Origin of the sequence: Gimesia benthica, from assembly GCF_009720525.1 — a bacterium.
GTDB lineage: Bacteria > Planctomycetota > Planctomycetia > Planctomycetales > Planctomycetaceae > Gimesia > Gimesia benthica.
The window spans coordinates 3,617,269-3,631,715 of record NZ_CP043930.1 but is presented as its reverse complement, the minus strand read 5'-3'; the positions used below and the strand labels follow the sequence as shown (position 1 = coordinate 3,631,715).

General features: G+C 49.2%; 13 protein-coding genes. 4 read left to right on the top strand and 9 right to left on the bottom strand.

Annotated features, from left to right (window positions below; translation table 11 throughout):
• Positions 1–171 precede the first annotated feature (171 nt).
• The 6 genes from F1728_RS13740 to F1728_RS13715 all read right to left on the bottom strand — a co-directional run bounded on the left by F1728_RS13740 (position 172) and on the right by F1728_RS13715 (position 6,597).
• A complete protein-coding gene (locus F1728_RS13740; protein ID WP_155364585.1) occupies positions 172–1,368 on the bottom strand; it encodes an AI-2E family transporter in 1,197 nt (398 codons plus the stop codon).
• A gap of 263 nt (positions 1,369–1,631) precedes the next feature.
• On the bottom strand, positions 1,632–2,762 hold the full coding sequence (locus F1728_RS13735) for an endonuclease/exonuclease/phosphatase family protein (protein ID WP_228030742.1): 1,131 nt from the start codon (positions 2,760–2,762) through the stop codon (positions 1,632–1,634).
• A 173-nt stretch (positions 2,763–2,935) separates the two neighbouring features.
• On the bottom strand, positions 2,936–3,403 hold the full coding sequence (locus F1728_RS13730) for a DUF6314 family protein (protein WP_155364584.1): 468 nt from the start codon (positions 3,401–3,403) through the stop codon (positions 2,936–2,938).
• 224 nt (positions 3,404–3,627) lie between these two features.
• The gene (locus tag F1728_RS13725; protein ID WP_155364583.1) at positions 3,628–3,855 is read right to left on the bottom strand and encodes a hypothetical protein; all 228 of its coding nucleotides are present in this window, start codon (positions 3,853–3,855) and stop codon (positions 3,628–3,630) included.
• Between the two features lie 520 nt (positions 3,856–4,375).
• Positions 4,376–4,999 carry a hypothetical protein gene (locus F1728_RS13720; protein WP_155364582.1) on the bottom strand — a complete coding sequence of 208 codons (624 nt, stop codon included), beginning with the start codon at positions 4,997–4,999 and terminating at the stop codon, positions 4,376–4,378.
• Between the two features lie 80 nt (positions 5,000–5,079).
• Positions 5,080–6,597 (bottom strand): hypothetical protein, encoded by a 1,518-nt coding sequence (locus F1728_RS13715; protein ID WP_155364581.1) that lies wholly within the window; start codon positions 6,595–6,597, stop codon positions 5,080–5,082.
• A 307-nt stretch (positions 6,598–6,904) separates the two neighbouring features.
• Here F1728_RS13715 and F1728_RS13710 point away from each other — a divergent pair, with 307 nt between their 5' ends.
• Positions 6,905–7,522: an ECF-type sigma factor gene (locus F1728_RS13710; protein ID WP_155364580.1), complete on the top strand. Its 618-nt coding sequence runs from the start codon at positions 6,905–6,907 to the stop codon at positions 7,520–7,522.
• 1 nt (position 7,523) lies between these two features.
• Complete coding sequence (locus F1728_RS13705; protein ID WP_155364579.1) at positions 7,524–10,718, top strand: serine/threonine-protein kinase; 3,195 nt, start codon at positions 7,524–7,526, stop codon at positions 10,716–10,718.
• A 91-nt stretch (positions 10,719–10,809) separates the two neighbouring features.
• Here F1728_RS13705 and F1728_RS13700 read toward each other — a convergent pair whose 3' ends face one another.
• From F1728_RS13700 to F1728_RS13690, 3 genes are all read right to left on the bottom strand, one after another.
• The gene (locus tag F1728_RS13700) at positions 10,810–11,244 is read right to left on the bottom strand and encodes a secondary thiamine-phosphate synthase enzyme YjbQ (RefSeq protein ID WP_155364578.1); all 435 of its coding nucleotides are present in this window, start codon (positions 11,242–11,244) and stop codon (positions 10,810–10,812) included.
• A gap of 176 nt (positions 11,245–11,420) precedes the next feature.
• Complete coding sequence (locus tag F1728_RS13695) at positions 11,421–12,464, bottom strand: 3-deoxy-7-phosphoheptulonate synthase (protein WP_155364577.1); 1,044 nt, start codon at positions 12,462–12,464, stop codon at positions 11,421–11,423.
• A gap of 58 nt (positions 12,465–12,522) precedes the next feature.
• Positions 12,523–13,044 carry a shikimate kinase gene (locus F1728_RS13690; RefSeq protein WP_145035460.1) on the bottom strand — a complete coding sequence of 174 codons (522 nt, stop codon included), beginning with the start codon at positions 13,042–13,044 and terminating at the stop codon, positions 12,523–12,525.
• Positions 13,045–13,508: 464 nt separating this feature from the next.
• Here F1728_RS13690 and F1728_RS13685 point away from each other — a divergent pair, with 464 nt between their 5' ends.
• Both F1728_RS13685 and F1728_RS13680 read left to right on the top strand, forming a co-directional pair.
• Entirely contained in the window at positions 13,509–14,006 is a 498-nt protein-coding gene (locus F1728_RS13685) for an RNA polymerase sigma factor (protein WP_228030740.1), read from the top strand.
• Positions 13,999–14,445 carry a hypothetical protein gene (locus F1728_RS13680; protein ID WP_155364576.1) on the top strand — a complete coding sequence of 149 codons (447 nt, stop codon included), beginning with the start codon at positions 13,999–14,001 and terminating at the stop codon, positions 14,443–14,445. Before F1728_RS13685 ends, F1728_RS13680 begins: the two co-directional genes overlap by 8 nt.
• The last annotated feature ends 2 nt before the right edge of the window (positions 14,446–14,447 follow it).

Below are 14,447 nucleotides of genomic sequence, written 5' to 3'. Positions count from 1 at the left end.
GGCTGTTTCCACACTCAATTCGGGCAACTTAAGAGACCGGTTCAATCTTCTGTAATGGGTTGGGTTAAATAGATTGAATGGACTGACACAGTTCGAGTGGTAGAGGTTCTACAGGCCCGTTTCAATTTTGTTACACGAAGCATAGGTCCGCGGTAAGCTTCGATGCTGACCTCATACTCCATTGCCGTTCTGGTCGGCGTTCCCTTCCAGATAATCTTTCACATAGAGTTCCTGGACGATGACTTTGACTGCTGCCAGGAAGGGAGAGGCGATGATGGCTCCCAGAAAACCGAACAGGACGCCCATAATGGCCTGGAACGAGATCAACAGCGCCGGGGGTAGCGAGACCTGCTGCTTTTGAATCAAGGGGGTGATCATGTAACTCTCCAGCAGCTGCAGTCCAATATAGGCGGGGATCACGAGTGCTGCCGTAGTGGTGCCTTGTGGGAGCGCCACGAGGATTGCCAGAATAAAGGAGATCGCGGCACCAATATTAGGAATGAACGTCAACAGTCCAGTGAGGAACCCCAGTGTACCCGCCATGGGAACGCCGATCAGCAGCAGGACCAGCCAGGCGCCCAGACCGGTTACCAGCATCGAACCGAAGCGGCCGATCAGCCAGTGCCAGAGAGTGTCTCCCAGTTGGTTCATGACTTGCCGGATCCGCTCGCGACGTTCCGGTGCGAACAGAATCACTACTCCGTCTCGATAGCTCGCAGGTGCTGTCGCCAGAAAGAGACCGACAAACAGAATCAACACCGAATTGACTACGAGTCCAAATGTCGTACGGAACATCTGGCCGACAAAGGAAGCCGCCTGTTTCGCTGGTTGTGCCAGTGAATTCAGATCGGTCTGTTGTGATTTTTCGGATTTCTTTTGGGGGGAGTCGTCTGTCTGCTCAGGGGATTTCGATTCCTCGGATGGACTGGAATCGTGTTTCTTCTTTTGTGAATCGGATGCAGGTAACAGTGACTGGGATAAATACGGGGTCGACTGAATCACGGATTTGACCGTCGTGTACTCTTCAGCCCAGTCCTGAATTTTCTCTGTACCGCGTTCGATCTGTTGACTGGCCTCCTGCACCTGATGCTCGATTTGCACGAAGAACAGGGCAATGGATCCTGCAGAAACCAGAATCAGGGTTGTCACGAGTAATGACAGACTGCCGTGGTAAGGCAACGGCAAAACCCGGCTCAGGCCAGCACTGGCAAAGGTCAGAAAGACGGCGAACATTACTGCCAGGAATAGCGTTAAGATGATTTCCCAGGTGATGACCAGCGCAGCGGCCAGAATAACGACCACCACCAGTGTGGTGATGGTTCTGCTGAGCATTCCGGTTGTCGATGAAGGTTCTGCGGGTTCTTTCATGGAACAGTCTATCAGGTACCGCTGGAGGCTGGGTTATTGACTTACAGGAAATAGAAGACTCCAGCTTCGGAAAAGTATTCTTCTCAAAGATTTGCAAACGGTATGCCAAAATAGGCCGGCTTGAGAGACTGTGTCCCTGCCTCGTTTTTCTGCACCTGGATGAGGCAAAAGCCGTTTCACGTCAGTAGCAGTCGGTTGAAAATGGTGTCTGAACGCGCGGCGTGAACGCTGAGGAGCCAGCTGGATCTTGGAAAACCGAAATCTCAGCTCCCTTCAGGGGTCTCTTTCAACTGTCGCGCCGAATCTACTGCATCGCTCGCGTCTTCCTGATCACCGCCATCCAGGTGCGGGCCTTCCTGGGTGACTGCGGCTTCAGATTCATGACTTAATTCCACCAGCAGGGGAAAATGGTCGGAACCGATAGAAGGCAGCGTACCAAGTTTCACAATGCGAAAATCATCCGAATGAAACAGATAGTCCAGTGGATAACGCCAGATTGAAGAGGTGGCGTCATATGTCGGATAAAGTCCACGTCCTTTGCGGGGATCAAGCAGGCCGCTGACTTCCTGAAACAGGTTTGTCGTGCGTGACCACCCGACATCATTTAAATCACCCAGCACGATGGCGCTGGGACTGTCGCACACTTCGCGTCCAACCAGTACGAGTTCGGCATCGCGTTTGGTTGTATCCTCACCAGGACGGGGCGGATTGGGATGTACGGCAAACAGGCGTACGATCTGTCCCGAGGGAAGTTTGACGCGGGCATCGATCGAGGGGATCTCCTGCTTGATCATAGCCCGGATGCGGGCACCCTCGAGGGGAAGCCGGGAATACACGGCGATACCGTAGGTATTTTCGAGTGGATGTTTCAGCTGCCAGCCATAGGATTTTTCGAGGGGCTTCAGGTCGCGAATCCAGCGCGCATTGACTTCACACAGCACGACAATATCCGGTCGCTCCTGCTCGATCAGAGACAGCACCGCCTCGGCATTCTGGTTTTCCTGATAGACGTTCGCTGTCAGAATCCGCAGACGGGTTTGCGGGTCAGCAGACTCTGCCCACTCCACTTCATGCGGAGCGAAAGGCAGGTAGGGAAAGATCCAGAATAATTGAATGCTGCAGCTGATTGTCAGTAGGAATATCCCTGTTTTTGCAGCAGTTTTATGCCAGAAGGGGAAGAGTGCCAGCAGGATGACGACATAAGCAAACAGCAGTTGAACGCGGGGAAAATCACCAATGCGGACCCACCACCAGTCAACGGGCAGCAAGGGAAGCAACGCGGTTAACACCGCGACACAGGCCAACAGGATGACGCACCGGTAAACCCACTTGCGAACGGGCGATTCCGGTGTGCTGCCAGAGGGCGCTTCACTTGTTGTTTCGGTTGGGACCAATTTTTGATCTCCCTGTTGCTGGAAGACAATTATGCGTACTCGGATTTCGATACAGCGGTTATACCCTCGAGGATTCACATCGACGTATACGAGATGGAAATGCGAATCTGTGATTCAAGGTAAGCAGATTGCGTGCCAAAAGGATTTGACTGCCATTCAGAGGTCAGTTGGATTCACTGTTCATAGACATAGGAAATCCGTTCGTTCTTTGTCTTTCCTTTGACGGTCCAGTCCAGGTGCAGCGATTCGTTTTCGAAGTGCAGTGTGGCCGAGTAGAGGTCTTCGCTGCAGACATGCGGTTCGATGGAATCCCAGCGATCTCCTGCGGTCTGTTGCAGATCAAACAGATACACCGGATTCGCATTTCCAAAACGCAAGTGCTCCAGCCGCAACTGTTTCTGTTCCGGATAGGCACACCAGCGATAGACATTTGTAAAACGCAGAGACTTTCCTTCCGGCGGTGACCAGTTTCCAGATTCGTGAAAGAGCAGCGTCTGGTCATCGATTGATTCAACTTCCACCGTGCCAACCCCCGTACCATTCCAGCCACTACCGGAACCAAAGGATTGAGCCGTGAATGTCAGCGAATTAATCGATGACAGACGACTCCAGAGTTCTGACAGGTTGAGGTCGGCAGGCATTGGGAATAAAATCCTCAGCTGGATCAAGGGATGGTGGCGGTTATGAGTCGATCAGGAAGTCGGGTACCTGTTACAGATCGCACTTGAAAAGACAGTCTTGTAGAACAAAGCATCTGTCAAATTAAACAGGATCATCGTAGGGGAAGCATACTCCATCTTCCCCGTCATGATTCAGGCCAACCCCTTGATAGACCACACCCGATGACAAGTCCCGGATCACAAAATCACCTTGTGTGAATCTCGCCGCACAGTGCTTCCAGGTCGACGTCGTCCTCTGGCCAGTCATTATCATCGGTAAAGTATGTCCGAAATCGTTCAAATTCTGGGAAATTAATGAGTCTCCCATACGTCCATGGAAATTCATAACCAATGGCCACGATAGCGGCGACAACCTCGTCTCCAAGTTCCAGCTGATACTGGCAGTCAGAACTCTTCTGCTTCTCTTCAGGCATTCTCACTCCCCGATTATCTTCACCAGGGTTCGCTCTCGTTTTAATTAAACTCCAACAGTTGTTCCAGTCAGCGTTCTTATTCCTTGGACATCCCTGATTCGTTATCGTTGATGAATACGGAGGCCTTGATGTGCATGGCATTCCCCAGGTACATTGTGTCACACACTGGCTTTTGTTGTTACTGGTAGTACTGGAAATTTGGTAATCTAACGTTCGCCACCAGTGATTTGATCATTTGTGGGGTTTATGATCGGGATGAACTCCTAATAAGGCAATCGAAGGTCAAACGATAAGGCAATCGAAGGTCAAACGGTATATCATCAATCGGAACCTAGTAAGGAATGCCTCCGTCAGACAGGCCTTGTCCACCTTCCAGAAGCACACTCCTGAGACCCCAATACTCTCATCACAACTGGTACAGAAATGGGGGGCTGTCACCTCTGCAGAGAATGGGATGATTAACATGTAGCACAAGTTGTTACCTTTTCTCTGATCAGTTGTTTTGTCGAATTGATTATTTTCAAGCATCGGCTCGCATTCCCAGCGAGCATAAGCCACCCAAGATGGAACCCAGTAGCAACAGGCCAAGCAGACTTTCCCACCCACTCGGTCCGTCAATCTCTACTGACTTATCTGCTACAATTTGAATGTCTGAGATTCGTTTCTCAAACGGAACTTCACGATCTTGATACTTTTTGCTACCTGGCCCTACAGCATCAGCCAGATCCATAAATGGGTAACGCATCACCCCACGGATCGTCAGGTCTCCCCGACGGCCAATCAGATTGGAATCACCTGGAACGCTCACGGCAAACTGAGCTTTGATTTTCTTGCGACCAGTGATTACAGGAACTCCCTTCACTTTCACCACAGTAAAAGAGATCGAACTGTCCCAGGGCTTCTTGTTCAAGCTGACAATGGGAAATGATTGTGAGTCTCTCTCAAAAAAAGCTTCCACTTTGAGAATCTCAAAATGTCCTCCCACCGATTTGTCCAGACTGAGCTCGCGTGTATATGTTTTACCAATAACCCATCGATCACCGTGCCATTCGGTTTGAGTGGTATCCAACAGGCCCATAATCCCTAGGACGATTGCAAAAACCATGAATGAGATTGCACATCCTAACTTTCCACCTTCAGTCACTGTTTATTCTCCTATATCGGTGTTTGAGTTAACTCGAGGTGCATTACTTGGGAGTGTTTGATAATGGCATTCCATTTATTTCATTCGCGGATCACGACGATCCTCGCTAATTTTCCTGTTGAGACACTCCATTCTTTAGCCGGGGTGAGGTAGTTCCCCTTGGAATCGGCAACACGAAACTCGGCTGTATTAGGGCTGGACGTCCCTTCATTCAGAGCGCGAAAAGAAATGACGTTGTTCCCTTTTTCCAAGTTAATTTGAGTGTAGGTGTTGTTGCATTTGAGCAGAATACGAGACTTGACAACTTGGCCGTTCCGGTAGATTGCAACTGCGTCACCATCAACAGATCCATGGTCTCGACACTCGATGGTCACGCTGTTGGACTTCGTGCGAAGCGATCCCAGGTTCTGCCCGGTACACCACCACATATTTCGCGTTCTAGATTTTGCGATGACCTGTCCATTGATCTCAATTGTGGCGTAGTACGTCAGGTCGTGATAACCCGAACCAAAATGCTGTCCCGGGATTTGGACCTGCATCTGGTTATATTTTCCAGGATCGTGTGCAGGCTTAAATGAAGTGCTCAGTGTTGGGTACTTGATGTTCTTCTTCTGATCATTGAAATGTACCCGAAGTCGAGCTTGCTGGGACTGGAATCCAGCATGCCGGAAAGAAGCTTTAATCGCACTCGAATTAATCTCAAGATCTTCGAAAGTAGCGGTCGGGCCTGCTTTCTTAATCGAACAGGTCATTGAGCGAGCCTGAGATCTCCCTAACACTGAATTGCTTCGATTTTGTGTCAAAGTCACTGTGAATTCGATTGAGTGGGTTCCGGGAGGTAAGTTGAAACTCTTCATAGAGTAAGGGATGCTGACGTTCGTGAATCGGCCGGTCACATGTTTCGGCAGCAGAGTTTTAGATGCATGTCCAATTACCCTGCCCCCACCAGCAGCTCTAAATGTAACAGAGGCGGTGATAGAACCTTTGGCCAGCCCCTCGTAGTCGAAGTTGAGCAAGAGCTTATTTGAGAAAGCTTGTATTGACTTGAATTTGATCGCTGACTGTCTTCCCCCGGGAGTTGCTGGTGAATCAAACCAACTGTCAGTCTCTATCACAGGCTTGTTGCTGTCTACTGTTTCCTCAATCACCAACTCAGGTATGAGTTCCTGGCCTCGAGCCCCGATGAAAAATTGCCCGATATTGTTTGCGTTGCTGTGAGGCTTGATTTTTAATGTACCAGATTCCTCCCGTGTGGTACCCGCAGCTGTCTTCCACGGTAGTTTAAACGAGAATGTAGTCAGGTTTGGACCGGTATTTCGAAAGTAATAGTGGTAGTAGTCCAGTCCATCCAGGTCTCGTTTACGAGTGAATCTGAATTCAATGTTGCTGGCATACCCGGTGAATGAAGTCCAGGGTGAAACGTATTTCTTTGTGATAGTGTCCTCCAGCCAGTCGGAGGCAATCATATCCGCACTTCCCTGATCAAAGACAAGTTTTTGTGCCTGAATCGTACTGGTTGAAGTGAATATTGCAGCAATACACAAAACAAACAGAATCACTCTGCGGTTGATTTGAAAGGATGAGATAGATTTCAACATTGAATAGCCCTCATGTTCGATGAATGAAAGACGATTTGTAATTAAAAAAGATTTTTTTGAGGGTAAAAAAGCCGCGGCTGGCGTTTCTTCTGCATAATCAAGATCAAGTATTTCGCATGTGCCCCTCACTCAGTAAATTGCGCTCAGCACCGGAAAACCTTCACCAGGAGCAGACTGAATTTCAAAAAACAGAAAATTCTTGCAGAACGTTTCTAAGATGCTTAGAATTAAGAGGTTACGAAATACAGCCTCCAGTCGTCATTGCTGTTTCAAATCAACCGCATCATCCTGAACAGAAGAAATATCCATGAGCGATGATGACATGCCACTCACACTTTGGCTCGATCGCCTGCAGTGTGGCGATCCCGATGCCGTTGATGCGATTTGGGGGCAATGTTTTGAGAAGCTTTCAAGCTATGCTCAGCGTAGATTAAAATCTATGCCCGCCAGCGATCGAGATGGCGAAGATGTAGCATTGTCAGCGATTGATACATTCGTTCGCCGTGTGGGCAAAAATGAATTCTCCGGTGTTGTGGATAGTGGGAATCTCTGGCGTGTTCTCTTTGACATCACGGCAAAACGGGTTGCCAGAGAACAACGCAGACAACTCACAGAAAAGCGTGGAAGTGGTGATGTAAAAAATGAAGTGGATCTCTACAATCCGGAGGCGACCAGTTGTGGATTTGGGATCAACGAAAGCATTGATATTCGCCAGCAATTCTTTCAGCAGCTCGAAGAAGATCGTAAAGGTTTACTGGATAAACTGACCCAGTTACCGGGGGGAGAGAAGCTGGCCAGGATCGTAAGCCTTCATCTCGAAGGTCATACCCACCAGGAAATTGCCGAAGTCCTTGGTGTCTCTGTCAGTACAATAGAACGTAATATGAAGATCGCCAAAGAGGTTGGCAAAACGGTGGAGCCTTAACGTGACTTCACCTGAAGAGAATCAGAACTACGCCCCTGGTTTAAACAAGCAACTCCGTATTAATGCTGTATGCGAACAGTTTGAGGATGAGTGGAATCATGGGAGTCCCCCCGAAATAAAGAAATATCTGGACGACTCAGAGCGTTCTGATCGAAGTGAATTATTATTTGAACTGCTCTCCATCGATTCCCACTGGCGTTGGATCAAAAAACAAAAATTGTCGCAAGCAGAGTATGAACTGCTATTAGCAGATGACCTGGATATGATCCAGGAGTTTTTTAATAAGCGGGCATCATCATTCCAAGCGGGCATACAGCAGATCTCCGATACCAGCTTGCTCTCGCTAGAAGAGATGCAGCTGATCCTCAAATCGATTCCAGTGACAAACAGACCAACCACTGTGCAGGAACTGATTGAAGTTCTAATCCAGCATAATAAGTTGACGGCCTATCAAGCCCGGCAAATCAGTGAGGGGACAATCAAGGGGCTGGTACTGGGTGACTATCTGGTTCTGGATGTGATTGGTGCTGGTGGGATGGGACAGGTTTATCTCGCGGAGCATCGGCGTATGAACCGACGGGTCGCTCTCAAGACGCTCCCCGATGCGATTGCTCAAGATAGTCAATCAGTTTTACGCTTTGAACGCGAAGTCCGTGCCGCTGCCAAACTATTGCATCCCAATATTGTCACAGCACATGACGCAGGGGAGTCCGATAACCTGCATTATCTTGTTATGGAATGGGTAGATGGAATCGATCTCTCTAAGCATGTCAAGCAACATGGCAAATTGCCTGTTGCTCAGGCTGTGAATTATGTATTACAGGCTGCCAAAGCGCTGGAATATGCTCATGGAGAAGGAATAATCCATCGAGACATCAAACCGGCCAACTTGATTCTGGACGAAAAAGGAACGATCAAAATACTGGATATGGGTTTGGCCCGCATGGATTCTACAGATGCCGGCAAGACCAGAACAGATCTCACATCTACGGGGATGGTGATGGGGACCATTGATTATATGGCCCCCGAGCAGGCATTGGATAGTAAGCTGGCTGACGCTCGAAGTGATATTTACAGTTTGGGGTGCCTATTACACTATTTGCTGACGGGAAAAGTGATTTACGACGGAGACACTATACTCAAGAAAATTTTCGCTCATCGAGAAACGATCGCTCCTTCCCTGACAGCAACACATCCTGATATTCCAGTTTCTCTGGATACAGTCTTCCAGAAAATGGTAGCGAAAGATCCCGAGGACAGGCAACAGAGCATGTCGCAGGTGATTCATGAACTGGAAGCTTGTGGATGCGTGGAGTCACCATCTCACCATAAATTATCTTCCGATGCGGGTAGTGATGCTTCCAGTGATAAACTTTTCGACGGGCAGCAGGCAGGCGAGGTATTTGATGCAACTCATAAATCTCCCAATCATTTTGTTGCAGGGGACCAAAATACTCAATTTGGGAGTGTGGCTGGAGAAATCATTCAGGGAACGAATAATTCTGAGACAGCAGAACAACAGAAGTTGTCCTTCCGTAAAAGAATGATACTTACATCACTTATTTGTCTAGTGGGGATTTCAGGTCTGTCATGGAGTGCGGGGGTATTTTCCCCTGTAGGACAAAAAACTGAGAAAAATGAAAATGTGACAACTGCGCACACTCCCCAGAGAATACCGCAATCATTAACCGACCCTCAAAAACGACTGGCAGAATTCGGGATTCAAAATGAAGTTACCGATGTCTTTTGGACATCTAACGAGAATATATTTTTTGGTCCTGGTAGTGAGCTGAAACAACTGCCACAGGAGAGGATCGCTGTTTGTCAGATAATGATAGATTGGAATCAGATAAAATCGAATTTTGAATGGAAAGCTCTGGGACGAGTTTCTTCTTTAGAAAAACTTGTGTCTAACACACCAGTGCCAGTCGCAATTTTAGAGCAACTAAAGGGAATAAGACGTCTTCATCTCAGCAAAGCTCAGTTATCGGACAGAGAAATTCTCTCGATATCAAAATACCCAGATCTTCACACATTTACTCTCTATTCAAATCTGGATGTCACTGATGTCGCCTGCGATTCACTAGCAAAAATAGCTTCGCTTCGTGAACTGGATATCAACGCTACAGGAATTGCGGGCGAGGGATTAAAGAAACTGACAGTGCTACCCAATCTCTACTTTCTGAGCATCGGCCTGGGAAAAGGGATTTCTATTGAAGATCTAAATTCACTTCAGTTATTTAAGTCACTCAAATCACTTTCACTTCACAATGCACCTTACGATCAGGAACTCGTAAAAAAACTTGGAAAACTGAATTCACTCAGAAGTCTCCATCTGAACAGTCCGGATTGGAGTGAAACAGAGATCGCTCGATTACAAGAATTATTACCTGATTGCTCCATTATCCATTCTTCTTCCCCAGCATATGTCGCAGACCAGAAAGTGGCACAATGGGTCGTTGATAACAAGGGAACATTTAGCTTACATGGTTCATCTTATCAGAAATTTAGGCATCTACCCAAAGAGAAATCTTTCTCTTTAGAATCCATCGACGTTGTAGGCACTGATGGCATGAATCTAAATAGTACTGAACTCAATCAACTTCGAAGTCTGGAGAGTTTAGTTTTGATGAAAATGAAGTCCTCGGATGACGGGCTTGCTAAAATTAGTGACTTATCAACACTTCGCTACTTAGTTCTTTCATATTCGGACGTATCATTTTCCGGTCTTGAAAAGATAAAGAGGCTGAAGCAGCTGGAAGGACTTCATTTGAAAGCTTGCTGGAACGTATCTGACAATGCCCTGCAACATTTATCGGGACTGACTCAGCTTACATCGCTTGTTTTAGGTCAAACCCCGCTTACGGATCTGGGCTTAAAACATGTTGGTCAAGTCTTAGGACTTCAAGAATTGCTGCTTGATTCCTGTAAAGAAATTAGCAGCGCCGGAATAGGGCACCTGGTTTCGCTACCAAGGTTGCGATTTCTAGATCTCAATGAGACGCAAATCGATGATTCTGCAATCTCTCATCTGAAAAAAATGAAAGGCTTGCGAGTATTAAAAATCTACAATACGAAAATCACTGCCGATGGTGCGAAAAGACTACAATCCGCTTTGCCTGAGTGTGTCGTGTTCCATGAGTCGCTGGAACACGTACCTTGGACAGGTCTTCCGGAATATAAATCAGAAAACTAACCGAACTTACAAAGTGGATCACAAAAGTGGTTGAAATCAGTGATGCAACATATTGAATTTCAGCAATGGAAACCAGGCATTTAACTCAAACTCACTCCCCAATAATCTTCACCAGAATCCGTTTCCGCCTGCGGCCGTCGAACTCGTAATAAAAAATGTGTTCCCACGGTCCCAGGTGGAGCTGGCCGTCGGTGATGGCGACGACGACTTCGCGGCCCATGATCTGGCGTTTGTGATGGGCATCGGCGTTGTCTTCGCCCGTCCGGTTGTGCAGATAGCCGCCGGAATTGGGGTCGCCGCCTGGATTGAAGGGGGCCAGTTGCTCCAGCCAGCGATCGTAGTCTTCATGCAGGCCTGATTCGTTATCGTTGATGAAGACGGACGCGGTGATGTGCATGGCGTTGACCAGGCACAGGCCGTCCTGGACGCCGCTTTCTGTGACCAGTTGTTCGACGTTTTTATGGATTGAAACGATCTGCCGACGATGGGGGATTTCCATCCAGAGTTCTTTAGTCAGTGTTTTCATATTACCGCTCTGTTATTGATTGATGAGAGTTGAAGTCGTAGAGAGGTTCATCTTACAGAATCGGGAGCGGTTTCTGAATCTTAAAGTGGAAATCGTGTGCAGCGCAGCAGAAAGAGGCTGTCAGCGGTTTGCTGAAGCAGGGGCATGCTTGAGAGATGCTTATGCAGATAAAAGGCTTAGCCCAGTTTCTCGTGTGCTGAGAGAATCAGCTGTTCGGTTTCGTCCCAGTCGATGCATTCGTCTGTGACGGAGACGCCGTACTGGAGTTGAGTGAGATCTTCGGGCAGGCTCTGATTGCCGGCATGCAGATTGCTTTCCAGCATCAGGCCGATGATCGTTTTGTTGCCGGCGACGCGTTGATCGATGACTTCGTTCCAGACTTTGCCCTGGTTGCGATAATCCTTATTGGAATTCGCGTGACTGCAGTCAACCATGAAGCGGGGAGAGAGGCCGGCGGCTTCCAGGCTCTTTGCAGCTGCTTCGAGGTGTTCCTGCTGGTAGTTCGGGCCGGAGCGACCGCCACGCAGGATGAGGTGACCCCAGGGGTTGCCTGTGGTGTTGACCACGCAGGTCTGCCCTTCGGCATCGATTCCCAGGAAACTGTGGGGACTCTGCGCGGCGAGCATCGCATTGAGCGCGACGTCCAGGCTACCGTCGGTTCCGTTTTTGTAACCGACGGGCATCGAAAGTCCGCTGGCCATCTGGCGGTGCGTCGGAGATTCGGTCGTGCGGGCGCCGATGGAGGCGATGGAAATTGCATCCGCGATGTACTGCGGAGTGATCGGCTCCAGCATCTCAGTGGCGGCCGGCAGTCCCAGTTCACCGATCTGCAGCAGCAGCTGGCGGGCGATTTTGAGACCTGAGGCAACATCGAAGGTGCCGTCCATGTGAGGGTCGTTGATCAGACCTTTCCAGCCGACGGTCGTCCGCGGTTTTTCGAAGTAGACCCGCATCACCAGGAACATGCGGTCTTTGACTTTCTCGGAAAGTTCTTTCAGGCGTTTGGCATACTCGATGGCAGCCTTGGGATCGTGAATGGAGCAGGGGCCGACAACGACGATCAGCCGTGAATCTTCACCCGAGAGGATATGCTTGATCTGTTCCCGTGATTCGCCGACGGTTTCCGTCACTTTGTCAGTGCGTTTGATTGTCTCTTTCAGTTCCTGAGGAGCAACCAGGCGAACCGAATCGATGATGTTGACGTTTTGAATGGGTAGCATCGTGTTTAAATCGTTTTCGTTTACTGGGGGAGAAGATTCAGTTTTGTATCAGTTTCAATTACAGGGCCAGCTGCTGTCGGATCAGTGAGACGACTTCTTCAGCCGTCAGCGGCGAGGCCTCGATTTTCAATTGTGCATATTGTTCATACAGTGGATACCGGCTGTCATACAGGTCGGCGAGGCTGGAACCCGGTTCGATCAGCACGCCCCGATCGAAGGCATCGACAAACCGCTGCTCCAGGATATCCGGCTTTACATCCAGCCAGACTATCGTACCAAGACCGGCCAGATGATGCATGGCTTCACTGCTGTAACAGACACTTCCTCCGGTAGAAATAACGGATCCTGCTGATTGAATCGATTGGATGTAGGCCGCTTCAATCGCGCGGAACCCTTCCGGGGAATGCTGAGCAATAATCTCGGCCAGCCGTTTGGATTCGCCAGCTTCTATTAATGCGTCGGTATCCAGAAAGGGAAGGCCTGTCTGTTCAGACAGTAGTCTGCCCACCGTCGATTTTCCGGAGCCCGGCATACCTGTCAGAACGACTCCGGTTTTGACAGGTTCGCTGTCGGCGGTCATGCGGGCACTCCCGGGAGAAAAAGGTGCACTCTCCAGAGTGATTTCCTGCGGACAGGGGCAACGAATGGCAAAATATAAAAAGTCGTATCTGTATACATTTCAAAGACTTCGGTTCGCTTCCTTCCCCGGAGCCTGGAAAAGTTTTAAAATCCAGGGAAAAGGAAAACAAATCATATCTCAAATCAGGTCTAATAGGAACTATGTGACAATTCAGGTGAGAATTAAATTGTGATTTTCCCCTGAAGGGTAACACAAGCATGGAACAGATGTTTGTGTGAATTTCACAGGAATTTTACTTGTCAAAGATCCGGGCAGTTCTGTCAGTACAGTATCGTTAAGCTCTTTAGCGATAAGCTGAGTGTTTTCAAACGCCAGAAGAATCGAATCGGAACGTGGATAAACTGTCGCCAGCCAAATTTGCAGCGCAGATAAGATGCTGTGCCAATGATCTGCAGGATCATGGGGTGGACCGCCTGGGTCCGCTGTACGATTTGACATCGGAGCGATTGCTGCGTTATGCGGTGACAGTGACCCGCAACACTCCCGATGCGGAGGATGCGATTCAGGCGACCATGGTACGGATTGCCATGCGACCCAAAATTCTGGCGACCGCTCAGCAGCCGTGGGCCTACCTGTTACGGGTGGCCCGGAACGAAGCCCTGCGGATTCTGCAGAAGCGGAAGCCGCTGCAGATCTTCGCCCAGTGCAGACAGCTCTGGTCGCGAGATGAAGAAATCGTGGAAGAGAATGATCAGGCCCAGGTGATTCGGCAGGCATTAAAGCGGCTGCCGACGAACCAGTCTGAAGTGGTGGTGCTGAAGATCTGGGAGGATATGACGTTTGCGGAGATTGCCAGTGTGCTGGATGAATCGCCGAACACCGTGGCCAGTCGTTACCGTTATGCGCTCCAGAAATTAGATAATTACCTGCGTCCCGTGGCGCGTGAGGATTTCAATGTTTGAATTTGAAGATCACCATTTTCTCGAAGAGCAGATACTCAAGGCCGGCCAGGGGGCGGTCCCCGCGCACAGCGATCATCGCCAGCGGGTACTGGCTGCTGCCCGCCATGCGGAAAATCGCAAGGTGCAGCGCAAAACGCTGCTAGTCTGCTGCACTTTGTTTCTGACATTCACACTGTTATTTCTGACCCGGGATTCAGGAGCCGATCTGCGTGTCGCCTCCGATACGGAATCCGGCTGGTCCCGTGCACTCTATTCCAAAGGGAGTCGTGTGCTGGGAATCTCGGCCGCCACACCCGGAGAGAAGAAAGTTCAAACCGATTGGAATTCCGTGCAGGCCACTCTCAAACAGTCCGGCGAATGGGGACTGGTTGACGCCGTCGTTCGTTTTCGGAATGAACGGGCCGGAACGATCGAGCAGATCTTTACTCGAGGCGATTGATG